The following is a 24,177-nucleotide window of genomic DNA, read 5'->3' on the forward strand; positions in this document are numbered from 1 at the left end:
TTATGACCGAAAAAATTAAAATACTTATGATTGATGATCACCCAATGATTATTGAGGGGTATCAAAATACTTTACTATTTGCAAAAAAAGACCATCAAGAATTAGAAATAGATATCGCTAATAATTGTGATCAAGCGGTTGCATTTATGGATAAATCTGTCCATATGGAATCACCTTATAACGTTTTGTTTGTAGATATTAGTTTGCCACCTTCGTCTGATGGTTCAATGAGTTCTGGTGAAGATTTAGCCGAGTATGCTAGAAAAATTCTACCTCAAGCTAAAATTATTATTCTTACTATGTTTAACGAATCATTTAGGATTCATAATATTATTAAAACAATAGATCCTGAAGGGTTTATGATTAAAAGCGATTTAACATCTCGAGAGCTGGCAAGCGCTTTTCAAGCGGTGCTTAATAATCCGCCTTTTTATAGTGGTACAGTAAATCAACATATTAGAAAATCTATTGCAAGTGATATTGTAATTGATGATAAGAATAGAAAAATTCTTCACCTATTATCTCAAGGCGTTAAAACAAAGAATTTAGCGACCCATTTAGACATTTCTTTAAGTGCTATTGAGAAAAGAAAAAAACAGCTTCGTGAAATATTTGAAGTACTAGATGGACAAGACGAAACCTTAATAGAAGAGGCCAGAAAAAAAGGATTTGTGTAGCTAAAATATTACTTGAAAAGAAAATTATTTTTAAAGAAAATCACTTTTTTTTTACGCTTAAAACCCTTGCTGTCATTGAAAACTACTACTAGCCCGCAAAAGAGTTACGGGTTTCCCGCAGTTTAAAAACAATAGTTATAACTATATTTGAATATCAACACTTCAAAAAATTAATTAATCCCTCAATTTTTTTGTTGATAATAGCAATTTACAAAAACCCTGTGGAGGTGAGAGACCCACAGGGTTTCTTCTTTTTATAATTACAAGAAAACTACAAAAATTTAGTTTAAAGGCCTCATTTTAAATTACTGTACATCAAGTGATAGGGTTTAAAATATAACTTCTCGGTAGTCCCATATTATTCCAATATAAAGACCAAGGTATATTATAGCTACAACAAACTTTATAAAGGTTGATGTTAAAAACCCGATAAAAGAACCAAATGCAGCTCTTGTTGCAGTTTTAGAGTCACTTTTGTTTAATAGTTCTCCTATTAGGGCTCCAATAAAAGGCCCAATAATAATACCTCCTGGTATGGGAGCTAATAAACCAACAATAAGTCCAATTGTAGTTCCTATCATGCCATATTTAGTACCTCCAAAGCGTTTTGTGCCTATAGCAGGTATAATATAATCAAGTATCCAAATAAATACAGCTATGACTAAAGTTATAATTAGAAATGATTTATCCATAGGAATGGCATCTGTAAAGTGAAGCACTAAAAGTCCAATCCAACTTGTAAGCGGTCCTGGTAAAACAGGTAGAAAGCTGCCTATAATACCTATAAGCATAAGTAACGCAGCGATGATAATTAAAATAATATCCATAAAAATGTTTAAGTTATATACTAATTAGACTAAAAATCATGCCAAATGTTACATTTATTAACTAAATAATTAGTTTAAACTAATTATTTAGTTATATTTGTTTAACTAAAAGATTAGTTGAATTAATAAATTAAGAATAATTATGAAACAACTTACTAAAGCAGAAGAGGATATAATGCAGATACTTTGGCAACTAAAAAAAGCGAATGTTAAAGCGATTATAGAGCATTTTTCAGAACCTAAACCTGCATATAATACCGTTTCTACAATTGTAAGGATTCTGGAAAGTAAGGGGTTTGTTGATTACGAAAAAGAAGGAAAAGGTCATGTGTATTTTCCATTAATGGAAAAGCAAGACTATAGCAATCAGTCTATAAATAAATTGGTTGATAATTATTTTCAAGGCTCTTTTAAAAGTATGGTGTCGTTTTTTATGAAAAAAAATGATATGAATATTAAAGACTTAGAGTCAGTATTGAAAGAGATTAATAAAAAAGACGCATAGTATGTTACATTATATAATTCAAACCATAGCGTTTCAGTTGTTCTTTTTAATCATATACGATGTGTTTTTAAAGAAAGAAACATTCTTTAATTGGAATAGGGCCTATTTGTTGGTAACGGCAATACTTTCGTTTGTAATTCCTTTTATTAAAATAAGTAGTTTTAAAGGGTTTATTTCACAAGACTACGTTGTAAAGCTACCAGAAATTTTTATAGGTAATACAAATCAAGAAGCCATAAGCCCAATTAATTTATCAGGCGTAATTATAGAGAATAAGTCCTTTTGGTCTTGGGAGTTTGTTTTTTATTTAGGTGTTGGGTTAGCGACACTTTTATTCACTTTCAAATTAGTAAAGCTGCTCATGTTGCTTTATAGAAACCCAAAGTGTAAAGAGGGCAATGTTCTAATTATTAAATTATTAAAAAGCGATATGGCATTTTCGTTTTTTAATTATATTTTTTTAGGAGAACAGCTTAAAAACGCAGATAGAGAATCTGTTTTAAAACATGAAATGGTTCATGTTAAACAGCGGCATACGCTCGATTTATTGTTTTTCGAGCTGTTGCGTATTGTATTCTGGTTCAATCCTTTAATCTATATGTATCAAAATAGAATCATGTCGCTTCATGAATATATAGCAGATGCACAAGCCGTAAAAAACCAAAATAAAAAGGAATACTATCAAAATTTATTATCTCAAGTTTTCGAGACTAAAAAGATATCATTCATCAATCCATTTTTTAAACAATCATTAATCAAAAAACGAATTATTATGTTACAAAAATCAAAATCAAAACAAGTTCATTTATTTAAGTATACTTTATTAATTCCAATAGTATTTAGCATGCTTGTTTATACCTCGTGTATAGAAACTGCTAATGCTAAAAACATTAGTAATAGTGTTGAAAAAGATTTACAAAAAGACACACCACTAATTGAAAAAGTTAAAGCGGTAAAAAATCAAATTCAAAAACAGGGCAATGTCACCAAAAATGAAGAAAAAGGCTTAAAATTACTTTTAGAGGTAATAAAGGGTGAGGATGTTAATCAAAGTTTAGTTGTTGAGGTTCAGAATTATACATCACAGGATGCTCAGTCTACATTAACAAAAAAAATATCTGATGTTTTTGAGCAAATCCAAGTTCAAGGTTATATAAGTGATGCGGAAGACAAAGCATTAAAAAAGCTGCTTATTTTAACAAGTGATAATGGGTTTGAAGATCCGTTTTTTGCAGATGTTATAAAGTATGTAGATATTCCTTTTGGTATAATAGATCAAGTGCCTGTTTTTCCAGGATGTGAAAACATGAGTAATAAAGAACAAAAAGACTGCATGTCAAAAAACATTTCAATGCATGTGAATAAAAACTTTAACATAAAAGTAGCCGATAGTCTTAATCTTAAAGGTAAACAGCGTATTAATATTATTTTTAAAATAGACACCAACGGAGATGTTGTAGGTGTACGTTCTAGAGCGCCTCATAAAACTTTGGAGACCGAAGCTATAAGAGTAATTAATACACTTCCCAAATTTAAACCAGGAGAGCATAAAGGTAAGCAAGTGAATGTGCCTTATTCATTACCCATTGTTTTTGCTATTAAAGATTAATAAAAACATAGAAAAACCAGAGTGAAAGCTTTGGTTTTTCTTTTTTAGAGTTTATAGAATCTAAAAAAATTGTACTTTTCGGGTTTAGTTCCAGTCCATGAGGTATTTATTCGTTTTTGTATTCATTTTATTGCTCACATCTTGCGAGTATTTTAATGTGAAAAAAACATCTTCTGAAGCTATTCTTAAAGAAGAATTGCAGACTTTTAATTGGAATGATGTTGATGAATATCCTAGTTTTGAAGCTTGTGAAGCGTCTATCTCTAAAACGGAAAGAACGGTTTGTTTCCAGAACATAATAACGACTAGCGTTACTGATTTTTTGCAGAAGGAACGTGTTGTTGTTACTCAGGATATTAAGGATACTATAATGCTAAAACTCCGAGTGTCTAATAAAGGCGATTTACAGCTGCTTGATGCTAAAATAGACTCGCTAACTACTCAGGAAATTCCTAATATTAAGCAGTTGCTTAATAGAAGTCTAGATTCTTTACCTAAACTATTTCCTGCTATAAAACGCGGGCAACAAGTTACTACAGAGTTTAAGTTGCCAATTGTTATTCTTGTAAATTAGTTTAATTGAACTTGCTTAGGCTGATGTGATGGCTGCGTATTCTATGATAGAAAACAAATAGTTTTCGTTAAAAATCATGCGACAAATTTATAAGTGTCTACAAAAGGAGAATCTCTATTAATTACAGCAAAAATTCGACCTATAATTTTACATCTCACATTATTTAGAACCAACATTTTATTTTTCCCCTCATCTTGTTTTCTTAAGTAATAAGCTTTTAATTGTGCATCATGCTTTACGGCTGATAAGGCGCACATTTGAAGTAAAGACTTCATTGTTTTGTCTGCCATATGATTAACTTTAGTACCTCCTCTAATACTTGAGCCTGAGCTGTACTCAAAAGGTGCAACTCCTGCATAACAGGCTAGTTTTCTAGCCGAGTCAAAGACCTTAAACCCTTTAGTTGCTATTATAAAATAAATAGCCGTTTTCTCGCCAACACCTTTAATACTTTTTATAAGCTCAAATTGACGTTTTAATTTAGGCTCTTGCTTTACAAGTTCACGCATCTTAGCATCTATAACTTTTAAGCTCGCTTTAAGAAATTTAATTGTTTTCTTGTTTTGAGCTTCTACTGTTCTATAAACATCTAACGACGTATACCCTTTATTTTCTTTAGTTGAACCAAATAATAAAAGGGATTTCTTGATTTTTTCGCGCTCAGTAAAAAGTAATTTTAACTGCTGGATTGATTTCTCTGGCACACTTGATAGCTGTAGCTTATCTATATTGCGAATGCTATAAAAAGTGATATCCTTAGCATCAGACTTATCACTTTTACCTCTTGATATGCCTTTAGATCGCTTAATCTCTACCGCTGGAACAATCCAATAATCAAACCCGTTTTCAAAACAAAAACAGCTTAAAGGGAATGTGTAAACACCTGTGTTTTCAAAACAGAACAGGGTACTTTCTAAATCTATTTTTCCTTTTTTTAAAACAGTAAGCATCCGCTTTAAACCTTTGGTGTTATTCGTAACAACGAAATGTTCCAATGACATGGGATTTGTTTTATCTACTATAACCACATCTAATTTTAATTTTGAGATGTCAATGCCCACATGAAATGAATAATTTTTCATAATTTTATATTAAGTTTTTAAAAAATGTTGAATCGCTTTATAACCTTTATTAGACCTCTGACGTCTACTATTCTATTTGAAGCTTTTCAACTTAAATTCTAAGGAGAAAACAGAGGACTAATACGCAGCATAAGACTAACTTAGTTAGGGATGTAGTTCACCTCTGTTTTCCTTTGAATAAATTTAGTGTATTATTCTTTATGCAAACTAAAGGTTAGGGATTGCAGCGGCATCCTTTTTTGAGGTACGAGAAAAAGATATAGCGGAAAGCCCGACCCTTGGGTAACGCCCAAAATTAAAACTTAATGGCTAGTTTTCGCATAAGTCTTAATACTTCCATATATAACCATACTAAGGTAACTAAAAGGCCCCACGTTGCTAACCACTCTTTGTATTTTGGAGATTTGTTTTTGTGCCGCTCAATATAATCGAAATCGAGAAGTAAAGAGAGTGATGCGAAAATTGCTGCTAGTATATTAAATATAATGGCTGGCCATGAAATACCCCAAATAAATACTTTTATACCAAAGAAGCTTAAAATCCATGAGATTAAATAGATTACAAAAATACTTGTAGCGGCTGTAATTATTACACTTCGTAGTTTTTTAGTAACCACAATAATTCGGGTTTGGTAGAGTAGTAACATGACTATAAACGTTACAACGGTTATACCAATGGCTTGGTAGGGTAAATTTGGAAACTGAGCATGAGCATAAACCGTCATGGCACCAAGAAAGAAGCCTTTTGCAATGGCGTAAAGTGGTACTAAAATATGTGCCCAATGTTGGCGAACAGATATAACAATACTAATAACAATGGCTGCTAACATACCGCCCAAAGAGTACCATTTAATGGGTTCTCCTTTTTCGTGAAGTTTCCACATACCAATTGAGATAATTACAATAATGGCTATAGATAACATGGATTTAATAAAAATACCTGTTACCGTCATGGTTTTTGTAGATGTTTTTTTATCGCCAAAAAAGTAATTATTAAATGCTGGATTAGATGTTTTACTGAATAGGTCCATAGAAGGTAAAACTATTAAATTATTTCTTAAACTGGCGTCCTTTCCATTTGTAACCAGAAAACATAGAAATACACGCTACATAAACACTAAAGACGGGATATACAATAAACCCTAAAATGTAACTTTTTAATACAGGTTTTTGGTTAAAAAATAAGGCTGATTTATAGATTAAAAAGAAGTCTATATTAAACTTTATAAATGTTATGTAAAATAAAGTTTTAAATTTCATAACACCAACAATTGATAGGGCTAGCCCAATAATAATTATGGCATTCATTAATAAAACTACCAGTCCTGTTAGCTTACCAAACCAATTATTATAGGCGCTTGTTTTGGCCGCCCAACGAATACGTTGTGATATTAGATTTTTCCAAGTGTATTGCGATTTTGTTACAACGATAGCTTTTTCGCATTTTAGGTAGTGTAATTGCTTAGGATATGTTTTGCTAACTTTTTCAAGTAGAAAAATATCATCTCCGCTTGCAATATTTGTGTTGCCATCAAACCCATTTACCTCAATAAATATTGATTTTTTATAACACAAATTTGCACCGTTGCATAAAAAAGGTTTTTTGAGTCTGAAACCGCCAATTGTAGCACCTTGCAAACTCAAAATATCTAGTGTTTGAAATCGATTTAAAAAGGTGTTGTTATTGCTATAAGTTACAGGAGCTGCAATACAAACTGTATTGTTTTTTTGTATGAATTCGTCGAAGCTATCTAACCAAAATTTTGGTAGTTTACAATCCGCATCTGTAGTAATTATCCAATCGTTTTTAGCTTTTTTTATTGCTGAGGTAATGGCATCTTTTTTTGGCGAATTCGTTTTTCTGATGTTTGAAATAATCTCAATGTCGCCCTTTGCGCAGTCGAAGGGTCTTGATTTTAAAAGTTTTTGAATAATTTCTGTAGAATTATCATTCGAATCATCATCAACAAAAATAATTTCATAAAGATGTTTTGGGTAGTTAAGGTTTTCAATTGATTTTAATAAATCTGGTAAATTTTCAGCTTCATTTCTAAAAGGGATGAGAATTGAAAATTTTGTTCTAGCAGGAATATCTTCTAACTTAAATGTGGTGGTTTTATTAAATCCAAAAATGAAACTACCAATCAATGCTAGGTAAATTAGTGTTATAAGTAGCCCTAATAAAATCATAGTTGTTCTTGAGTTTTTGGAAGGTTGAAATTAAGAACATAATAACTCCCAATCAAGCTCGGAATCACAAAATTAAGTAGCCACATGATTGTAATGATAGAAAGAATAATCAATTCGTTTATTCCTTCGAACGAGAATAAATAGACAGCTACACTTCCTTTTATAACCACATCGAAAATAAAAATAGTTGGTGCAATTGACGCTAATAAATACATAGACGCAATAATAATCATGGCACTAAAATAACTCATGTCAACTTGAAAAATATGTAGTAAAAAATAAAATTGACATGAAAAAATAGCATAGCGTATTACCGAAATTAGAAAACCTATTATTAATTTATTTTTTGGATATTGAATTACAAAACGTTTTGTCTTTCTAAATGATAACCCTTTTATATTAAATCTTTTATGAGTAATTCCAAATGCAAAGAATGCAATTGCTATAACTACAAAAACTAAAATTTTTGCTAGTTTGTAATAATTTAAATCTGGGTTGTATTTTAAAATAAAAAAGTAAAAGCCAATAACGCCTAAAATTGTTGTAACACCCATTTGTAAAATGTTACTTAATAAATTAATCAACATAATACGTTTTCTAAGATTAGAAAAATAATAGATGGCTTTGGCACCGTATTCGCCAATTCTATTTGGTGTAAATAACGAAGCTGTTAATGATCCTAAACTTTGCTCTGCAGCATCTTTAAATGTGATTTTTTTGATAAAATTCACCAAATTTTGCCATTTTAAAATCTCGAAAAACCAATTAAAAATGCTTAAAAAAAGTAAAAAAACGATGTTTTTTGGCGAAAAAACATTGTTTTTTAATGAAAAACCTATAAAATCAGAAAAACTCAAAGCGCTATTGTTAACCAGTTTATTGTAGATAAAATAAAAAGCACCAACTACTATGCTTAATTTAATAAGCACAAAAAAGAATTGTTTAGTTTTGTATGGCAGCACGTTATGCATTCGAGTTGCAAATTAAATTAATATTACCATATGGCCTCAAGTTTTAAAGTGAATACCCGTTTTTGGTTTACATTGGTTGTTTTTTTCTGTGTTTTGTCTAGTTTTTCTCAAGGCGATACGAGTACATTTAAAGCTCAATTTGCTTTGGGAGTTAATAGTCCGTCAAATGGATTTGTAGACGATTTTGAAGCCAATTCCACTAATTTCCCGACTATAAATCTAGGATTGCAATACATGCTTAAAAAGCAATTAGGAGCTAAATTAGATTTTGGTTATAATCGTTTTTCGAATTTAGACGGCACTCCGGAGTTTAAAGTGAACTATTCCAGAATAAATTTACAATTGGTTTATGATGCATCTATTATTACTAGTTTTTCAAATAGAATGGGGGCTTTTATTCATGTAGGTCCGGGTTTTTCAATAATAAAACCTTTAGGTAATTATGGTGATAATAAAATGTCGTACTTAAATGCTATGGCAGGTATCGAATTGCATTACGGGGTTTCAGATAAGTTATCTGTTTATGTAGATACCTCATATATAAAAGGCTTTGCTAAAGATTTCAATCCTATTTCCAATGGTTTTGGGTCGTTTAAAGGAGATTTATTAACCATAACATTTGGCGCATCTATTTCGCTAAGTGGTTGCTATTATTGTGGAGATTAATGAAGGAAAGAATAATTTTAGGAATAGATCCAGGTACTACTATTATGGGTTTTGGTATTATAAAAGTGGTTGGTAAAACCATGCAGTTTGTGCAATTAAACGAATTGGATTTAAAAAAATACAGCGATCATTATCTAAAACTGAAACTTATTTTTGAGCGGACTATTGAGCTTATAGATACACACAATCCAGACGAAATTGCCATTGAGGCACCCTTTTTTGGAAAAAACGTGCAGAGTATGTTAAAACTTGGTAGAGCGCAAGGCGTTGCTATGGCAGCTGGTTTAAGTAGAGAGATACCAATTACAGAATACCTCCCAAAGAAGATTAAAATGGCTATTACTGGAAATGGAAACGCTAGTAAAGAACAAGTTGCAAAAATGCTTCAAAGTTTACTAGGATTAAAAACCCTACCCAAAAATCTAGATTCTACTGATGGGTTGGCGGCTGCAGTTTGTCATTTTTATAACTCAGGAAGAATTGAAGTGGGAAAGAGTTATTCTGGTTGGGATGCTTTTGTGAAGCAGAATAGTCATAGAACAAGCAAAAGCCCCCTAACCCCCAAAGGGGGAATAAAGAATAATCCTATTGTGGATTTACGAAATAAGACAAAATAGAGTTATTATTTCTACTTAACTACAGGTTTATTTTTAAAAAAGGCCATTGAAAAAATACAATTCTAAATTCAAATAAATTTAATTGACAACACATAAACTTAAAAGTATGAGTAAGAATTCCTCCCCTTCGGGGAGGTTAGGAGGGGCTGCTGCTTCCATCTACATCCACATACCGTTTTGCAAGCAAGCTTGTCACTATTGCGATTTTCATTTTTCAACCTCTTTAAAGAAGAAAGATGAATTGATTCAATGTCTTGTTCAAGAATTAGAAATCAGACAAGGGGAATTAAAAAACCAAACTGTAGAAACTATTTACTTTGGAGGAGGCACACCAAGTTTGTTAACCAAAGATGAATTAAATGTATTGATTGATACCGTTTATAAAAACTTTAGAGTCGTTGAAAATCCAGAAATAACTCTAGAAGCAAATCCAGACGATTTGTCTGAAACCGTAATCAATGAATTGGCTAAAAGCCCGATTAACCGTTTAAGCATAGGCATACAATCATTTTACGAACGTGATTTAAAACTTATGAATCGTGCTCATAATGCTCAAGAAGCTAATGAGTGTTTGTCCTTAGCAACTCGCCATTTCGATAATATATCTATCGATTTAATTTACGGTATTCCAGGATTAACTAATGAAGAATGGATTAAAAATATAGAAACTGCATTATCGTTTAACGTGCCTCACATTTCTTGTTATGCATTAACTGTAGAGCCCAAAACAGCCTTAGCTAGCTTTATTAAAAAAGGTATTATTGAAAATGTAGATGATGATTTGGCTAAAGAGCAATTTAATATACTTGTTGAAACATTAGAGGTGTCAGGGTTTATTAATTACGAGCTTTCTAACTTTGGCAAGCCCGATTTTTTTAGTAAAAATAATTCAGCTTATTGGCTAGGTAAACCGTACTTGGGTATTGGTCCCTCAGCGCATTCATTCAACGGTGACCAACGTGGTTGGAATGTGTCTAATAATACAAAGTACATAAAGTCCATTCAAAGCAATAAACTGCCAATTGAAATTGAAACACTTTCAAAAATCGATAAGTTTAATGAGTATATTATGACAGGTTTAAGAACGGTTTGGGGTGTTTCTTTAAATAAAATTGAGAATGAATTTGGTAAAAACTATAAAAACGATCTTTTACAACAGTCAGAAATTTATATTAAGGAACAATTATTGTATATTGAAGATGACAAATTATTAACCACAAAAAAAGGCAAGTTCTTAAGCGATGGTATTGCCTCGAACCTTTTTAAAATTAACTTATCTTGATTGCAACAATTCAATACAACTCTCGAAAACTTCAAATAGATTTTTCAAAACCATTAGATATTTCAATGCCGCTTGTATCATCAAAAAACAATGTTAATGCATGGTATATTGATGAACCTAAAATTGAACCTGTAAAAGAAGGTGAGTGGACTGCGGCTGTAAGCAAAGGTGCAGACATTAATTTTAATAACATCTATTTTAATCCGCACGCTCATGGCACGCATACAGAATGTGTTGGTCATATAACAGAAAAAGTACATTCTATAAATCAAAATTTAAAGACCTTCTTTTTCTTAGCCGAAGTTATTACGGTTGCTCCAGAAAATGATGGAGAAGATAAAGTTATATCAAAAAAACAATTGCAATTTGCTCTTGGGAATAAAAAAGAGACGCAATTGTTATAAGAACCATCCCAAATACAAGAGAAAAACATTCAAGGCAATATTCAAATACAAACTGGACATATTTAAAAGAAGACGCAGTAAAGTTTTTGGTAAGCAAAGGCGTAAAACATTTACTAATTGATTTGCCAAGTATAGACAAAGAGAAGGATGGCGGCGAATTGCTTGGGCATAATGCGTTTTGGAACAGCAAAGGGAAGCTGCGATTAGACGCTACAATTACCGAATTAATTTATGTGTCTAATAAGATAGAAGATGGTGAGTATTTTTTAAATTTACAAATAGCACCGTTCGAGAATGATGCTACACCAAGTAAACCTGTTTTATATAAAGTTATTAGTTAAATGGAAATATTTTTAGCAGTCATTATTGGAGTTTTAGTAACACTAGGCGTAGTTACCGTTTTAAAATCTATTAAAAAAAAGCAACTGGTTAATTCGCAGTCTACAATACTTTTAGAAAAGATTAAAAAGGTGTGTAAGTTTATAACTGTAGAAGGCGATTTTGCAGAGATTTATCATTACGAAGACGTTAAAGAGCGTTTTTTAAAACTCATTACTAGTAAAAAGAAAGCGTTAGTTGTTATTAACGCAAAGGCACATATTGGTTACGATTTATCTAAAATTGATTTACAGGCCGATACCTATAAAAAGAAAATAATACTAAATCATTTTCCGCAGCCAGAAATACTATCTATCGAAACTAATTTAAATTATTATGATAAGTCCGATGGGTATTTTAATAGGTTCGAAGCTAACGATTTAACAGGTTTGCATAACGAAGCAAAACAACATATAAACGATAAAATACCAGAAAGCGGACTTATTCAAGTCGCTCAAAAAGAAGCCTTAGAAACTATTTTGCTTATCGAAACTATTGTGGAGACTATTGGCTGGAAATTAGATTATTCAGCTCTAGAAATAGAAGCAGGTAAAGTTAAGAAGCTAGAATAATGATAGTTATATCTACCGATAAAAGTCGACTTCAAATTAATGTAATCCACCAGTTCTTAACCACGACTTATTGGGCAAAAGGGAGAACACTTCAAGAAGTAACAAAAACAATAGAAAACTGTTTGTGTTTTGGTGTTTATTTAAACGAAAAACAAATAGGTTTTGCTAGAATTGCAACAGATTATGTTGTTTTTGCATATTTAATGGATGTCTTTATTTTACCAGAACATAGAGGTAAAGGGTATTCAAAAGCATTAATGCAAGAAATACATCAAGAGCCCCAGTTAAAAACATGTAAAGTATGGATGCTTAAAACAGCAGATGCTCATGGGTTGTATAAACAATTCGGCTACACAGATTTAAAAAATCCTGAAAAAGTAATGGAACGTATTTTAAAATGAATATAGAGCAAATTCGAGAATATTGTTTGTCTAAAAAAGGAACCACCGAAGATTTTCCTTTCGATCAAGATACGCTTGTCTTTAAAGTGTTAGGTAAAATGTTTGCACTTGCAGGATTAAAAAAATGGGAAGCAGGAGAAGCGGCCATAAACCTAAAAGCAGATCCAGACTATTCTCAAGAACTTCGTGCCGAACATAGCAGCATTCGTCCAGGGTATCACATGAGTAAAAAACATTGGAACACACTTTACATTCACGAAGGCGAATTGCAGCCGCAACTCATTAAAGACCTAATAGATCATTCATATAATATGGTTGTGAAAGGGATGACTAAAAAAATGAGAGAACAATTAAGCAAATAAGCCACAAACTTGTAGAACCTTCTATTAAGCTGTATTATTGCAATACTAAAATGTAGAACATGAGTCTAGAAAGAGAATTATATAAAAGAGCCGATAATAAATGCGAACTGTGCGGAAACGATGAGCATTTACAAATACATACGCTATTACCACAAAAGGACGAAACATTAAGTAAATCTCTAGTAGCTTGTAAAACTTGTATTGGTCAAATTGAAAACCCAGACACTACAGATGCAAATCATTGGCGTTGTTTAAACGATAGCATGTGGAGCGAGCACGATGCCGTAAAAGTAGCTGCTTGGAGAATGCTTTCTCGTTTAAGAGCCGAAGGTTGGCCACAAGATTTGCTAGACATGATGTATTTAGAAGAAGATATTTTAGAATTTGCAAAAGCAACTGGCGAAGGTGAGCCAGATCCAGAAAAACTAATACACAGAGACGTAAATGGCGTTGTTTTACAACACGGCGACTCGGTTGTTTTAATAAAAGATCTTAAGGTAAAAGGTTCTAGTATGGTCGCAAAGCAAGGCACGGCAGTACGAAATATTCGTCTAGACCGCGAAAACGATAAATATATAGAGGGTAAAGTAGGGCCAACGTTAACCGTAATTATTACAGATTACGTAAAGAAAATATAATATTTGGGCGTTACCTAAAGGTCGGGCTATGCATTGCAAGTCCTCGCACTTCCTTCGTCAGGCTGTGGGCTTTTCATTTCTATCCCTAACGCAAACAACATGCTAGAAATAAGACCAACTTGCGAAAACTGTAACAAACCACTTCCGTTTAATTCAACCGAAGCCATGATTTGCACCTTCGAGTGTACGTTTTGTGCAACCTGTGTAAAAACTATTTTAAACCATGTGTGCCCAAACTGTGGTGGAGGTTTCGAAAAACGTCCTATTCGCCCGGAACATCTATTAGATAAATATCCCGTTTCAAAAAAGGTGGTTTATAAGCCAGTAGATAAATAAACGTATTAGGTATTAAGTTGATGTGTCGGCAATAATTTTCCACGCACCATTAATATTCTTAAAAACTAACATAAAAATACCATCAGCATTTCCAATTTCTCGTTTAATGTGGTATTCGCCTAAAACATAATAAGCGCCATCACTAATTTTAGTAATATCGTTAATTCTAAAACTTAATTTACCAGTATGGTCTTTAGTTGGGTAAGCTTTCTGGTAACGATCTAAGGTATTGTACCAACCATAAGTTACACCATTGCTTCCGTAAAATTTTAAGGAATCACTTTTCCAGTAACCTTCCATGTATCCTTCTAAATCGTTATTTGACCAAGCTATGCGTTGTTGCTTTAAAACTTTGTTAATAGCCTTTATATCGTTTTCTTGGTTGCTTTGAGAATAGCTGTTAAAGAAACAAACCATACAAAGTAATACAACTAGATTTTTCATGTGTTTAAAATATGTTTATGTGATACTATTCGCTATGTGCAAAACGTGTACCAGTTTTTAGCGAAAGTAAAAATAGTAAAAACTAAATTACTGTTTTGTTTTTTTCGATTAAGTGAAAACCGGTTAATTAAAACGAGTAAGTCGTCGATGAAATTAACATAAATTATTTTTTCATCTAAAGAAAAATGGGTTTATCGAAAAAATTGTTGAGTAATGGCATTACTTTTTACTTTTATCATGTATTTAAAAATAATGCTTTCCCTCAAGTTTATTTTAACCTTTAAAAATCAATGAATTATGGATTTTCAAATTTCTAATTGCAACAATTTCTTTAAAGTAAAAGGAATTCTTAACAAGCAAAGTGTTTCTGTATTTAATCAAGAATTTAATAACATTTTCGAAAAAGTTAATAAACTAACTATTAGTATCCAAGATGTTGTAAGTATGGATAAACATGGTGTTGATGCTATTTCTAAACTTCATGAAGAAGCTTTAGCAAGAAACAAAAGATTATCTATAGTTGGTTTTGGATGCAAAGAGCTATACGATCATTTTAAAACAGAAGCAGCAGCATAGTCACAGAATGTTTTTTTGCTTTTTATAAAAGGCATCTGCCTGCAATTGCATAAGTTCCCTCGCTTTTTTGCGCTTGTAAGTGTATAACTCGTCCTCATTTTCTATATCGCTATATATACGATCGTTAATGGCGTAATCTGTTTTTAACATCGCTTCACGCTGGTTTTTATTTTGAAGCACATTTGTTTTTAAAGCCGTTTCTTGGTCTTCTAATTTGTAATCGTAAGCGCCTTTAGGAGATAATAGCTTCGCGAAAATAGGTGAGGTTTCTATAGCTAAAAACAGTAAGAAAATAAAAAACGATGGTAGCCATGGTAATTTTCCTAGGGCGTCTACTCGTGCCATCAATCCATCAAAATTATTGATTATAGGCTGTGTTGTTGCAACTTGGGTATCATAATCACCTTTTAGTTGTGCGATTTGGTTTTCTATAGCTTCTATTTTTAGTTTATTATCAGCTTTTAGTTGTTGTAATTCAGACAAAAGCGCATCATGTTTCTCCCTCTTTTCTTTATAAACAGGGCCTTTTCCTAAAAGTTTAGTGCCGGCTGTTCCTTCAGCTTCAGAGATATAAGTGTCATATAATTGGTTAACTTCAGCTTCTTTTGTGTCAATTTGTTGTTGTAAGGTTAGAATATTGTTTTTTAATCCTTCGATTGAAGGTGTAAACTGCTCAGCAAGTTGTGTCTTATTTGCTAAAGTTAATTCGTTTTTTTGCTCTAATAGCACTTGGTTAATCTCCTTTTCAAAAATTTTCAGTTCAAGAGGTTTAGAAATCACGACTGCAATAATCACCGCTAATATAATTCTGGGCGATGCTTGAATCAATTCGTCTATAATATTTCCCGTTTTTTTAATTGTAGAAACAATATAGCGATCAAGATTAAAAATAAGTAAACCCCAAATAAGTCCGAAGAAAATAGCTGTGTGAAGATTATCGAAAACAGTATAAAGAGCATAACTCGCGGCAATAAAAGCCATAACAGCGGTAAAGAAAACGGTGGCTCCAATACCAGCATACTTGTTTTGTTCTCCTATGGAACAATCTTCTAAAATATCGGTATCTGCCCCAGAGCAGATTATAAAAAAACGCTTTAACATAATGTGATTGATTTTTGATTGATTGACTATTAGAACGTTAAAGCGGGTGTTTTGTTACATTATTTTATAAAAAAAAGACCAGTCTGGTTTTATAACCTGACTGGTCTAAACATAGAGATAGTTAAATTTACCTTATTTTTTTGTGTCTTTATTTTTTATAGCTTTTATTTTTGTTGCTTTCTTTGTTCATATTTTTTTTGAATAGGATAAGGAAGATTTGGAAAAACTTTTGCAATAGTCTTTTCTTCATCTGTTAAATTATTATAGAGTTTATACAATTGGTCTATCTCTTCACGAGGGTACCTTTGACCTTTTGGGTTGGGGTTGTTGTATTTTTTGGCAAGAACATTGTATTCCATAACTTTTTCTGAAACTTTTATAGTTTTAGCGATTTTATTTCCAGATGGTATTGCGGGTGCCATTCTAGGATGATACTCCTTAATTTCTTCTTCTGAGAAATTAGCGTACAGATTATCTAATTGTGTTTTTAATATGAGTAATTCTGAATTATCTGAACTTTTTGAATTTACAGAAGTATCAATTTCGTTCATATATTTAATAAAAAGTCTATGGTAATCGTTAAAATTGTGTTTTAAAATAATACGTTTAAATCCTTCATCTGTATAGAGAAAGCATTTAGTGGGTTTTGATTTTCCATCATCACTTGTTTGAGGTTTCCTGCTTAATCTGTAAAGCACAAAGTCTTTAGGTTTATACTTATTTAAATCAACATTTTTTATTCTCATGGCATCAATTGAAATAGTTAAATCCGTAGATTGTGACCAAGAATCTAATTCTTCCTGCGTAGGGTGTTTTAATTCTTTTTCCGAATATGAACGTAACAATCTGGTTTCAGGATATTTTGTTACTGAAGCACGTTGCTTTTCAGTCATAATATCATAAATAGCTGCCGCTCTTCTAAGCTTATCTTTGTAGATTCTTTTGGTAGCTTCATATTCTGTAATAAAATTGTTGTATTCTTTCATCATGCTTTCAGTCGCACCTTCATTTGCTTGCATGTTTTGAAAGGCAATTTCTTGAAGGTTTTTTGTTTTTTCAATGGTAACTTCATTACTAAAACTATATATTAGAATAGCGAGTAACGGCATAATGATAATGCTTTTTAATACAGTAATTCGTTTTGATGTTTGTGTTTTCATAATTGTAAATCGTTTTTTGATTGATGAATAATTGATGGTGCTTGCAAATTGATAATCTTGCGTATTTGATGAAAATTGTAATAGTATAGTTTGATAAATTTTAGCATCAGCACCTTGCATTAATACCGCTTTATCTGCTAAAAATTCATGGTTTAATTTAATGCTTTGTTTGATTAAGTAGATAACTGGATTGAACCAAAATAGAATCTGTAAAAATTCAATAAATACAACATCTATACTGTGTTTTTGGATGGCATGTGTTTCTTCATGGAGTAAAACTTCTTTGGGTATATTATATGTTTCGAACTTAGTTTTATTTAAAAATATATAGTTGAAAAAAGTATGTGGTACAACGTTGTTTTGTAATAAAACATAGGAAAAACTATTACGTTTAGTTTTAGGGTTATTTTTGATTTTCAGAATTAATTGGTAAAGGTTTACAACGAATTTTAAGCTAAAAATTAAAACACCAATGCTGTATATACTCCAAAGTATAATTGGTAAATAACTGGTTTCTTTTTTTGAAACTCCAATTTGAGCGATACTATTATTTGATAACTCTGAGGTTAATTCAGGAAGTGGTCTAGGTATGACTTCAACATATTGCGTAAATGTTATTAGAGGGATAGAAAAGGAAAGAATTAAAGCTCCTAATAAGTAAAAACGTTTAAATGTATGGATACTTTCATTTTCTAATACAAGTTTGTAAAAACCATAAAAAATGAACAAACATAATCCTGATTTTAATAGAATAGCTAACATGATTATTTGTTTTTAAGTTCCTTGTCAATCAATTTTTTTAGATCCTCCAACTCTTCTTTGGTAAGGTTGGTTTCTTTTGTGAAGAACGACGCAAATTGCGAAGCACTATCATTAAAAAAGTTTTTAATCAGTCCGTTTACATGTTTAGAAAAATAATCTTTCTTTTTTACCAAAGGATAGTATTCTCTAGATTTCCCATAAAGTTTGTATGCAATAAAACCTTTGTCTGTTATACGTTTTAGTAAAGTTGCAATAGTGGTGTTGGCAGGTTTAGGTTCTGGGTAAAGATCTAGTAGATCTTTCATGAATGCTTTTTCGAGCTTCCATAGGTGGTTCATTAATTCTTCTTCAGTTTTAGATAATTGCATTGTTCTACAAGATTAGAATATTTTCTACAAATGTAGAACAAATATTTGTATTCTACAAACGTAGAGATGGATATTTCCTATTTTCTAGACCTCATACTTTCAATAACTACGGTTGCAATAATTAAAGCGCCTCCAAAAAACGTATTTAAGTTCGGGATTTCATTTAAGAATAGAAATGCCATGATTATCCCGAAAATAGGTTGAGCACTTCCAATAATACTGGCGGTGCTCACGGAGAAATACTTGAAACTACTTATAAATAAAGAGTGCCCAATGGCTGTAGTGACTAAGCCTAATATGAGCAGGTATGGTACTTGAGTTTGGATATTGCTAATATCCATTTTGAACATTACTGGGAATAGCAATATACTTACAATTGAAACTTGTTGCATCATGAGTACGGTACCGTCATATTTGTGCACATGCTTCTTTAAAATTAAGTTTCTTATTGAGTAACAAACAGCCGAAAAGATACCCATTAGAATGCCTTTTAAGTGCGTATTTTCAAAATTAAGTTCTGGTGCGAGAATATATATGCCAATTAATACCATGAGTCCCATTAAAATATGTACTGGGTTTAATTTAGATTTTGTAAAAAGAGGCTCTAAAAAAGCTGTAATTACAGGGAATGTAAACATGGCTAGCATGCCTATGGCAACGTTAGATAATTTTAACGCGTAAAAATAAGTTACCCAATGTATGCCTAATAATATAGCGCCCAAAAGAATAGTTGGGACATCTTTTTTTGATTGAATCTTTAGATTTAACTTTTTATAGCGACAAAAGATAAACAGGAAAAGCGCCCCTAATGCACTTCTGCACCAAATGATAACGGGAGTTGGTAAGTCTATGTGTTTTCCGAGAACACCAGAGGTACTAACGAGTAGGGTGGCGATAACGAGTAATAAAAGGTGATTGTTATGTTGGTTTTTCATAGTGTGTTACTAACTTGCGTTAGGGATTGAAGGATTTGTTGAAGCTCCCCGACGCAGGAGGGAGCGACTCCTGAAAGCCCGACTTTTTGCGATCCTGCAAGGTTTTTGTAACCTTGTAGGTATGAGTAAAAAGTAACGCCCAAAATATTATTTAGATAACTCGGTAAAATATTTGTAAAACAACGGAATGGTTTCGATGCCTTTTAGGTAATTCCATATTCCGAAATGTTCGTTTGGCGAATGTATGGCATCGCTATCTAGACCAAAGCCCATTAATATAGTTTTGCTTTTTAATTCTTGTTCGAAAAGTGCAACAATGGGAATACTGCCGCCACTTCGTTGTGGTATTGGTGTTTTGCCAAACGTATTTTTGTAGGCTTTACTCGCAGCTTGGTAGCCAATGCTATCTATAGGTGTTACGTAGCCTTGCCCGCCGTGATGTGGTGTAACTTTTACGGTAACGCCTTTTGGAGCGATGTTTTCGAAATGTGTTTTGAAAAGTTTCGTAATGTTTTCCCAATCTTGGTTTGGCACTAAGCGCATAGATATTTTTGCATAGGCTTTACTTGCAATAACAGTTTTTGCGCCTTCGCCCGTATAACCTCCCCAAATACCGTTAACATCTAGGGTTGGCCTAATGGAGTTTCTTTCGTTGGTGGTGTAGTTTGCTTCTCCGTAAACGGCATTTATGTCTAGCGCTTTTTTATAGTTTTCTAAGTTAAAAGGTGCTTTTGCCATTTCTGCGCGTTCTGCTTTAGAGAGTTCTTCAACGTTATCATAAAAACCAGGAATGGTAATGTGATTGTTTTCATCATGAAGCGATGCAATCATTTTAGTTAAAACGTTTATTGGGTTGGCCACGGCACCGCCGTATAAACCTGAGTGTAAATCGCGATTTGGCCCTGTAACTTCTACTTCAACATAACTTAACCCTCTTAGTCCCGTTGTTATGGATGGCACATCGTTAGCAATCATGCCTGTGTCTGAAATTAAAATAACATCGTTTTTTAATTTCTCTTGATTGTTTTTTACAAAGGTTGCTAGGTTTGCGCTGCCAACTTCTTCTTCGCCTTCAATCATAAATTTGACATTGCAGGGAAGCTGATTAGTGGATGTCATAAACTCCATAGCCTTAACGTGCATATACATTTGGCCTTTATCGTCGCAAGCTCCACGAGCATAAATAGCACCATCTGGATGTTTGTCTGTTTTTTTTATTACAGGCTCAAAAGGTGGTGAGTCCCATAAGTTTATTGGATCTGGTGGTTGTACATCATAGTGTCCGTAAACTAATATAGTTGGTAGATTTTTGTCGATTATTTTCTCTCCATAAACAATTGGGTAGCCATCTGTTTTGCAAACTTCAACAGTATCACAGCCTGCTTTTTCTAAACTAATCTTAATGGCGTCTGCTGTTTTTAATACATCATTTTTATAAGCTGAATCGGCACTTATGGACGGTATTTTTAAAAGTTCGATTAATTCGTTTAGAAATCTTTCTTTATTTTCTGAAATGTAAGATTGAATTTGATTCATGTAAGTTTTTATAAGAGTTAATTCAAAAGTATAAAAAAGAAAGTTTTTTGATACTATAAAGTTTGCAATTTAAAAATGTTGTTTATATTTGCAGTCCTTTAGCGGGCGTGGTGGAATTGGTAGACACGCTAGACTTAGGATCTAGTGCCTCGCGGTGTGGGAGTTCGAGTCTCCCCGCCCGCACCAAGTTAAGGTAAAACGTTTCTTTTAATCGAGAAGCGTTTTTTTTATGCTTAATTTTTGCTAGACGAATGGAGTCTCTATTAGATATATGAAGGTTTTCTTTTAAGTCTACTTTTGTTATACAGTAATGTTATTTAAATAAAGACTCAGTTACAGAGATATTAACACCTGTTATTAAATTAATTCGAGATACAGCACACCTATACAAGTTAAAGATTATATATTTGCAAAACATGTGCTTTTTAGAAGATATATTATTCCTCAAGAAGCACATTTTTAAGTCATTAAATATTAATCATAATTAAAAAAATGAGCAAAGACATTAATTTACAAGCAGCAGATAATATAAGAGCATTAGCTGTAGCTATGGTAGAAAAGGCAAAATCAGGTCATCCAGGTGGCCCTATGGGAGGTGCAGATTTTATGCATATACTATATTCAGAATTTTTTAATTATGATCCTTCAGATATGGCGTGGCCATTTAGAGATCGTTTCTTTATGGATGCGGGTCACTTATCTACTTTAATGTATGCGCAGTATTACCTTTTAGGAAATTATGAAAAAGATGATGTAGCCAATTTTCGCCAATGGGGTTCAATTACTCCAGGGCACCCAGAAGTAGATGTTGCAAGAGGTATTGAAAATACGTCTGGACCATTAGGGCAAGGACACACTATGGGTGTGGGAGCAGCTATTGCAACTAAGTTTTTAGCCGCACGTTTTGGAGATTGGATGAATCATAAAGTTTATGGGTTTATTTCAGATGGTGGAATTCAAGAAGAAATATCTCAAGGAGCAGGAAGAATTGCAGGTCATTTAGGACTGAGCAACTTTATCATGTTTTTTGATTCTAACGATATTCAATTATCTACATCTACAGATGAGGTAACAAGTGAAGATACTGCTGCTAAATATGAAGCATGGGGATGGAAAGTTGTAACTATTGATGGTCATAACCACGATGAAATAAGAAAAGCATTAACCGACGCTAATAACGAAACTGAAAAACCAACTTTAATTATTGGTAAAACAATAATGGGTAAAGGTTGTGTTGCTGCCGATGGAAGTATGTTTGAGGGTTACTGTGAATTACACGGACAGCCTATTGGAGCAACGGGAGCAGATTACGAAAAGACTTTAGTTAATTTAGGTGCAAGCATTGAAAATCCATTTGATATTTTTGATGATGTAAGTGCTTTTTATAAAGATGTACTAAAAGAAAAAACAGCAAAAGCAGCAGAAAAGAAAGCTGTTATTAATGCTTGGAGAAAAGATAACGAAGCTTTAGCTAATAAATTAGATTTCTTCTTATCAGGAAAACTTCCAGAATTAGATTTTGAATCTATCGAGCATAAAGCAGGAATAGCTTCTAGAGCTGCTTCTTCAAATGTATTGGCATATTTAGCTGAAAATGTTGAGAACATGATTGTGTCTTCTGCAGATTTATCTAATAGTGATAAGACTGATGGTTTCTTAAAGAAATCTTCAGCGTTACAAAAAGGTGATTTTAGCGGTTCATTTTTACAAGCAGGTGTTGCAGAGTTAACAATGGCTTGTATTGCAAATGGTATTGCATTACACGGCGGAATTATTCCTGTTGTAGCAACATTCTTTGTGTTTTCAGATTATATGAAACCAGCTATTCGTTTAAGTGGTATTCAAGAATTAGGAGTAAAATATGTTTGGACTCACGATGCTTTTAGAGTAGGTGAAGATGGGCCAACACACCAGCCAGTTGAGCAAGAAGCTCAAATTCGTTTATTAGAAAAACTTAAAAACCATAGTGGTAAAAACAGTTTCCTAGCCATGCGTCCAGCAGATTCAGCTGAAACGAGTGTAGCTTGGAAAATGGCTTTAGAAAACACTAATTCACCATCTGGTTTAATTTTATCTAGACAAGGTATTAAAGATATTCCTGCGCAAGGTGAGTCGAGATACCAAGAAGCTTTAGCTGCAGAAAAAGGAGGATACTTAGTTAAAGAAGTTGAAAACCCAGATGTAGTTTTAGTAGCTAATGGGTCTGAAGTTGCTACGTTATTAGAAGCAGCAGAAATACTTGAAGGTAAAGAGAACCTAAAAGTGAGTATTGCTTCTGTAATATCAGAAGGTGTATTCAGAAATCAATCTAAGGCTTATCAAGAAAGTGTTATTCCAAACAACACACCCTTATTTGGATTAACCGCTGGCTTACCAGTAAACTTAGAAGGTTTAGTAGGAGCGAATGGTAAAGTGTTTGGATTAGAGCATTTTGGTTATTCTGCACCAGCAACTGTACTAGATGATAAATTTGGTTTTACAGGAGAAAAAGTAAGCAAACAAGTATTAGAATATTTACAAACCGTATAATTATATAGATTATGAAATTTTTTATAGACACAGCAAACCTTGATGATATTGCAGAAGCTGAAGCATTTGGAGTTTTAGATGGTGTAACAACAAACCCATCATTAATGGCTAAAGAAGGCATTAATGGTGCAGATAATATTATCGCACATTACAAGAAAATTTGTGATTTAGTTGAAGGTGATGTAAGTGCAGAAGTTATTTCAACAGATTTTGAAGGTATGGTTAAAGAAGGTGAAGCTCTTGCTGCTTTAAACCCTCAAATAGTTGTTAAGTTACCATTAATTGCAGATGGTATAAAAGCATGTAAATACTTTTCTGATAAAGGAATAAAAACTAATGTAACATTAGTGTTTTCTGCTGGTCAAGCTTTATTAGCTGCTAAAGCAGGAGCAACTTACGTGTCTCCATTTATTGGAAGATTAGATGATATTTCTACAGATGGATTAAACTTGATTGCTGAAATCAGACAAATTTATGATAACTACGGATTTGAAACTCAAATCTTAGCAGCGTCTGTTCGTCACACCATGCACGTTATTGATTGTGCTAAATTAGGAAGTGATGTTATGACAGGACCGTTATCGGCTATTAAAGGTTTATTGAAACACCCTTTAACAGATATAGGTTTAGCTAAATTTTTAGCAGATTATAAAAAAGGAAATAGCTAGAATTCTAG

Annotated in this window: 26 protein-coding genes, 1 tRNA gene and 1 pseudogene; 17 read left to right on the plus strand and 11 right to left on the minus strand. The window is 32.5% G+C overall.

Features of this window, described 5'->3' with window-relative positions:
- The first annotated feature begins 2 nt into the window (after positions 1-2).
- On the plus strand, positions 3-677 hold the full coding sequence (locus tag SJY43_RS06195; protein ID WP_396602977.1) for a DNA-binding response regulator: 675 nt from the start codon (positions 3-5) through the stop codon (positions 675-677).
- 329 nt (positions 678-1,006) lie between these two features.
- Here SJY43_RS06195 and SJY43_RS06200 read toward each other — a convergent pair whose 3' ends face one another.
- Positions 1,007-1,504, minus strand: coding sequence for a DUF456 domain-containing protein (locus SJY43_RS06200; RefSeq protein WP_396602978.1), 498 nt, complete (start codon positions 1,502-1,504; stop codon positions 1,007-1,009).
- 142 nt (positions 1,505-1,646) lie between these two features.
- Here SJY43_RS06200 and SJY43_RS06205 point away from each other — a divergent pair, with 142 nt between their 5' ends.
- The 3 genes from SJY43_RS06205 (at position 1,647) to SJY43_RS06215 (ending at position 4,192) form a co-directional block, all read left to right on the plus strand.
- Positions 1,647-2,009, plus strand: coding sequence for a BlaI/MecI/CopY family transcriptional regulator (locus SJY43_RS06205; protein WP_396602979.1), 363 nt, complete (start codon positions 1,647-1,649; stop codon positions 2,007-2,009).
- A gap of 1 nt (position 2,010) precedes the next feature.
- Positions 2,011-3,618 carry a M56 family metallopeptidase gene (locus tag SJY43_RS06210; protein WP_396602980.1) on the plus strand — a complete coding sequence of 536 codons (1,608 nt, stop codon included), beginning with the start codon at positions 2,011-2,013 and terminating at the stop codon, positions 3,616-3,618.
- A gap of 97 nt (positions 3,619-3,715) precedes the next feature.
- Positions 3,716-4,192 (plus strand): hypothetical protein, encoded by a 477-nt coding sequence (locus SJY43_RS06215; RefSeq protein WP_396602981.1) that lies wholly within the window; start codon positions 3,716-3,718, stop codon positions 4,190-4,192.
- A 74-nt stretch (positions 4,193-4,266) separates the two neighbouring features.
- On the opposite strand, the gene SJY43_RS06220 is transcribed toward SJY43_RS06215, so the two are convergent.
- The 4 genes from SJY43_RS06220 to SJY43_RS06235 form a co-directional block, all read right to left on the minus strand.
- Complete coding sequence (locus SJY43_RS06220) at positions 4,267-5,274, minus strand: IS110 family transposase (RefSeq protein ID WP_396602982.1); 1,008 nt, start codon at positions 5,272-5,274, stop codon at positions 4,267-4,269.
- Positions 5,275-5,569: 295 nt separating this feature from the next.
- Entirely contained in the window at positions 5,570-6,304 is a 735-nt protein-coding gene (locus SJY43_RS06225; RefSeq protein ID WP_396602983.1) for a Bax inhibitor-1/YccA family protein, read from the minus strand.
- Positions 6,305-6,323: 19 nt separating this feature from the next.
- Positions 6,324-7,463 (minus strand): glycosyltransferase, encoded by a 1,140-nt coding sequence (locus tag SJY43_RS06230; RefSeq protein WP_396602984.1) that lies wholly within the window; start codon positions 7,461-7,463, stop codon positions 6,324-6,326.
- Complete coding sequence (locus tag SJY43_RS06235; protein ID WP_396602985.1) at positions 7,460-8,434, minus strand: lysylphosphatidylglycerol synthase domain-containing protein; 975 nt, start codon at positions 8,432-8,434, stop codon at positions 7,460-7,462. The genes SJY43_RS06230 and SJY43_RS06235 overlap by 4 nt, the downstream gene beginning before the upstream one ends.
- A 30-nt stretch (positions 8,435-8,464) precedes the next feature.
- Here SJY43_RS06235 and SJY43_RS06240 point away from each other — a divergent pair, with 30 nt between their 5' ends.
- The 9 genes and pseudogenes from SJY43_RS06240 (at position 8,465) to SJY43_RS06280 (ending at position 14,090) form a co-directional block, all read left to right on the plus strand.
- Positions 8,465-9,100, plus strand: coding sequence for an outer membrane beta-barrel protein (locus SJY43_RS06240; protein ID WP_396602986.1), 636 nt, complete (start codon positions 8,465-8,467; stop codon positions 9,098-9,100).
- The gene (gene ruvC, locus SJY43_RS06245) at positions 9,100-9,717 is read left to right on the plus strand and encodes a crossover junction endodeoxyribonuclease RuvC (RefSeq protein ID WP_396602987.1); all 618 of its coding nucleotides are present in this window, start codon (positions 9,100-9,102) and stop codon (positions 9,715-9,717) included. Before SJY43_RS06240 ends, ruvC begins: the two co-directional genes overlap by 1 nt.
- A gap of 106 nt (positions 9,718-9,823) precedes the next feature.
- The gene (hemW, locus tag SJY43_RS06250) at positions 9,824-10,999 is read left to right on the plus strand and encodes a radical SAM family heme chaperone HemW (protein ID WP_396602988.1); all 1,176 of its coding nucleotides are present in this window, start codon (positions 9,824-9,826) and stop codon (positions 10,997-10,999) included.
- Positions 10,996-11,744 (plus strand): annotated as a pseudogene (locus tag SJY43_RS06255) (cyclase family protein). The gene hemW and the pseudogene SJY43_RS06255 overlap by 4 nt, the downstream one beginning before the upstream one ends.
- Positions 11,745-12,353: a DUF4230 domain-containing protein gene (locus SJY43_RS06260; RefSeq protein ID WP_396602989.1), complete on the plus strand. Its 609-nt coding sequence runs from the start codon at positions 11,745-11,747 to the stop codon at positions 12,351-12,353.
- Positions 12,353-12,754, plus strand: a complete 402-nt coding sequence (locus SJY43_RS06265) for a GNAT family N-acetyltransferase (protein WP_396602990.1) — start codon at positions 12,353-12,355, stop codon at positions 12,752-12,754. The genes SJY43_RS06260 and SJY43_RS06265 overlap by 1 nt, the downstream gene beginning before the upstream one ends.
- Positions 12,751-13,116: an MmcQ/YjbR family DNA-binding protein gene (locus tag SJY43_RS06270; protein WP_396602991.1), complete on the plus strand. Its 366-nt coding sequence runs from the start codon at positions 12,751-12,753 to the stop codon at positions 13,114-13,116. The genes SJY43_RS06265 and SJY43_RS06270 overlap by 4 nt, the downstream gene beginning before the upstream one ends.
- Positions 13,117-13,175: 59 nt before the next feature.
- Positions 13,176-13,754, plus strand: coding sequence for a PhnA domain-containing protein (locus SJY43_RS06275; protein ID WP_396602992.1), 579 nt, complete (start codon positions 13,176-13,178; stop codon positions 13,752-13,754).
- A 99-nt stretch (positions 13,755-13,853) separates the two neighbouring features.
- Positions 13,854-14,090, plus strand: a complete 237-nt coding sequence (locus SJY43_RS06280) for a DUF1272 domain-containing protein (RefSeq protein ID WP_396602993.1) — start codon at positions 13,854-13,856, stop codon at positions 14,088-14,090.
- A 12-nt stretch (positions 14,091-14,102) separates the two neighbouring features.
- Here the strand turns inward: SJY43_RS06280 and SJY43_RS06285 are convergent, their stop codons facing one another.
- Positions 14,103-14,534 carry a YybH family protein gene (locus tag SJY43_RS06285; RefSeq protein WP_396602994.1) on the minus strand — a complete coding sequence of 144 codons (432 nt, stop codon included), beginning with the start codon at positions 14,532-14,534 and terminating at the stop codon, positions 14,103-14,105.
- 297 nt (positions 14,535-14,831) lie between these two features.
- Between SJY43_RS06285 and SJY43_RS06290 the strand changes: the two genes are divergently transcribed.
- Positions 14,832-15,110, plus strand: coding sequence for a hypothetical protein (locus SJY43_RS06290; RefSeq protein ID WP_396602995.1), 279 nt, complete (start codon positions 14,832-14,834; stop codon positions 15,108-15,110).
- On the opposite strand, the gene SJY43_RS06295 is transcribed toward SJY43_RS06290, so the two are convergent.
- The 5 genes from SJY43_RS06295 to SJY43_RS06315 all read right to left on the minus strand — a co-directional run bounded on the left by SJY43_RS06295 (position 15,111) and on the right by SJY43_RS06315 (position 20,972).
- Positions 15,111-16,211: a DUF4407 domain-containing protein gene (locus tag SJY43_RS06295; protein ID WP_396602996.1), complete on the minus strand. Its 1,101-nt coding sequence runs from the start codon at positions 16,209-16,211 to the stop codon at positions 15,111-15,113.
- A 164-nt stretch (positions 16,212-16,375) separates the two neighbouring features.
- A complete protein-coding gene (locus SJY43_RS06300; RefSeq protein WP_396602997.1) occupies positions 16,376-18,133 on the minus strand; it encodes a M56 family metallopeptidase in 1,758 nt (585 codons plus the stop codon).
- 2 nt (positions 18,134-18,135) lie between these two features.
- Positions 18,136-18,501, minus strand: coding sequence for a BlaI/MecI/CopY family transcriptional regulator (locus SJY43_RS06305; protein WP_396602998.1), 366 nt, complete (start codon positions 18,499-18,501; stop codon positions 18,136-18,138).
- Between the two features lie 77 nt (positions 18,502-18,578).
- Complete coding sequence (locus tag SJY43_RS06310; protein WP_396602999.1) at positions 18,579-19,436, minus strand: DMT family transporter; 858 nt, start codon at positions 19,434-19,436, stop codon at positions 18,579-18,581.
- Positions 19,437-19,583: 147 nt separating this feature from the next.
- Positions 19,584-20,972, minus strand: a complete 1,389-nt coding sequence (locus SJY43_RS06315; protein WP_396603000.1) for a dipeptidase — start codon at positions 20,970-20,972, stop codon at positions 19,584-19,586.
- Between the two features lie 101 nt (positions 20,973-21,073).
- On the opposite strand from SJY43_RS06315, the gene SJY43_RS06320 reads away from it, so the two are divergent.
- From SJY43_RS06320 to fsa, 3 genes are all read left to right on the plus strand, one after another.
- A tRNA-Leu gene (locus SJY43_RS06320) sits at positions 21,074-21,158 on the plus strand.
- Positions 21,159-21,464: 306 nt separating this feature from the next.
- Positions 21,465-23,501, plus strand: a complete 2,037-nt coding sequence (locus tag SJY43_RS06325) for a transketolase family protein (protein ID WP_396603001.1) — start codon at positions 21,465-21,467, stop codon at positions 23,499-23,501.
- An 11-nt stretch (positions 23,502-23,512) separates the two neighbouring features.
- Complete coding sequence (gene fsa, locus SJY43_RS06330) at positions 23,513-24,169, plus strand: fructose-6-phosphate aldolase (protein ID WP_396603002.1); 657 nt, start codon at positions 23,513-23,515, stop codon at positions 24,167-24,169.
- Positions 24,170-24,177 lie beyond the last annotated feature (8 nt).

This window comes from Algibacter sp. R77976, assembly GCF_044594645.1.
Lineage (GTDB): Bacteria > Bacteroidota > Bacteroidia > Flavobacteriales > Flavobacteriaceae > Algibacter_B.

Excerpts from the sequence above, each read along its gene's own strand:
- SJY43_RS06260 (WP_396602989.1), top strand. The coding sequence starts at position 11,745 with ATGGAAATATTTTTAGCAGTCATTATTGGAGTTTTAGTAACACTAGGC.
- SJY43_RS06195 (WP_396602977.1), top strand. The coding sequence starts at position 3 with ATGACCGAAAAAATTAAAATACTTATGATTGATGATCACCCAATGATT.
- hemW (WP_396602988.1), top strand. The coding sequence starts at position 9,824 with ATGAGTAAGAATTCCTCCCCTTCGGGGAGGTTAGGAGGGGCTGCTGCT.
- SJY43_RS06280 (WP_396602993.1), top strand. The coding sequence starts at position 13,854 with ATGCTAGAAATAAGACCAACTTGCGAAAACTGTAACAAACCACTTCCG.
- SJY43_RS06265 (WP_396602990.1), top strand. The coding sequence starts at position 12,353 with ATGATAGTTATATCTACCGATAAAAGTCGACTTCAAATTAATGTAATC.
- SJY43_RS06240 (WP_396602986.1), top strand. The coding sequence starts at position 8,465 with ATGGCCTCAAGTTTTAAAGTGAATACCCGTTTTTGGTTTACATTGGTT.
- SJY43_RS06200 (WP_396602978.1), bottom strand. The coding sequence starts at position 1,504 with ATGGATATTATTTTAATTATCATCGCTGCGTTACTTATGCTTATAGGT.
- SJY43_RS06220 (WP_396602982.1), bottom strand. The coding sequence starts at position 5,274 with ATGAAAAATTATTCATTTCATGTGGGCATTGACATCTCAAAATTAAAA.
- SJY43_RS06270 (WP_396602991.1), top strand. The coding sequence starts at position 12,751 with ATGAATATAGAGCAAATTCGAGAATATTGTTTGTCTAAAAAAGGAACC.
- SJY43_RS06285 (WP_396602994.1), bottom strand. The coding sequence starts at position 14,534 with ATGAAAAATCTAGTTGTATTACTTTGTATGGTTTGTTTCTTTAACAGC.
- SJY43_RS06290 (WP_396602995.1), top strand. The coding sequence starts at position 14,832 with ATGGATTTTCAAATTTCTAATTGCAACAATTTCTTTAAAGTAAAAGGA.
- SJY43_RS06300 (WP_396602997.1), bottom strand. The coding sequence starts at position 18,133 with ATGTTAGCTATTCTATTAAAATCAGGATTATGTTTGTTCATTTTTTAT.
- SJY43_RS06305 (WP_396602998.1), bottom strand. The coding sequence starts at position 18,501 with ATGCAATTATCTAAAACTGAAGAAGAATTAATGAACCACCTATGGAAG.
- SJY43_RS06295 (WP_396602996.1), bottom strand. The coding sequence starts at position 16,211 with ATGTTAAAGCGTTTTTTTATAATCTGCTCTGGGGCAGATACCGATATT.
- SJY43_RS06315 (WP_396603000.1), bottom strand. The coding sequence starts at position 20,972 with ATGAATCAAATTCAATCTTACATTTCAGAAAATAAAGAAAGATTTCTA.
- SJY43_RS06275 (WP_396602992.1), top strand. The coding sequence starts at position 13,176 with ATGAGTCTAGAAAGAGAATTATATAAAAGAGCCGATAATAAATGCGAA.
- SJY43_RS06210 (WP_396602980.1), top strand. The coding sequence starts at position 2,011 with ATGTTACATTATATAATTCAAACCATAGCGTTTCAGTTGTTCTTTTTA.
- SJY43_RS06215 (WP_396602981.1), top strand. The coding sequence starts at position 3,716 with ATGAGGTATTTATTCGTTTTTGTATTCATTTTATTGCTCACATCTTGC.
- SJY43_RS06205 (WP_396602979.1), top strand. The coding sequence starts at position 1,647 with ATGAAACAACTTACTAAAGCAGAAGAGGATATAATGCAGATACTTTGG.
- ruvC (WP_396602987.1), top strand. The coding sequence starts at position 9,100 with ATGAAGGAAAGAATAATTTTAGGAATAGATCCAGGTACTACTATTATG.
- fsa (WP_396603002.1), top strand. The coding sequence starts at position 23,513 with ATGAAATTTTTTATAGACACAGCAAACCTTGATGATATTGCAGAAGCT.
- SJY43_RS06225 (WP_396602983.1), bottom strand. The coding sequence starts at position 6,304 with ATGGACCTATTCAGTAAAACATCTAATCCAGCATTTAATAATTACTTT.
- SJY43_RS06325 (WP_396603001.1), top strand. The coding sequence starts at position 21,465 with ATGAGCAAAGACATTAATTTACAAGCAGCAGATAATATAAGAGCATTA.
- SJY43_RS06310 (WP_396602999.1), bottom strand. The coding sequence starts at position 19,436 with ATGAAAAACCAACATAACAATCACCTTTTATTACTCGTTATCGCCACC.
- SJY43_RS06235 (WP_396602985.1), bottom strand. The coding sequence starts at position 8,434 with ATGCATAACGTGCTGCCATACAAAACTAAACAATTCTTTTTTGTGCTT.
- SJY43_RS06230 (WP_396602984.1), bottom strand. The coding sequence starts at position 7,463 with ATGATTTTATTAGGGCTACTTATAACACTAATTTACCTAGCATTGATT.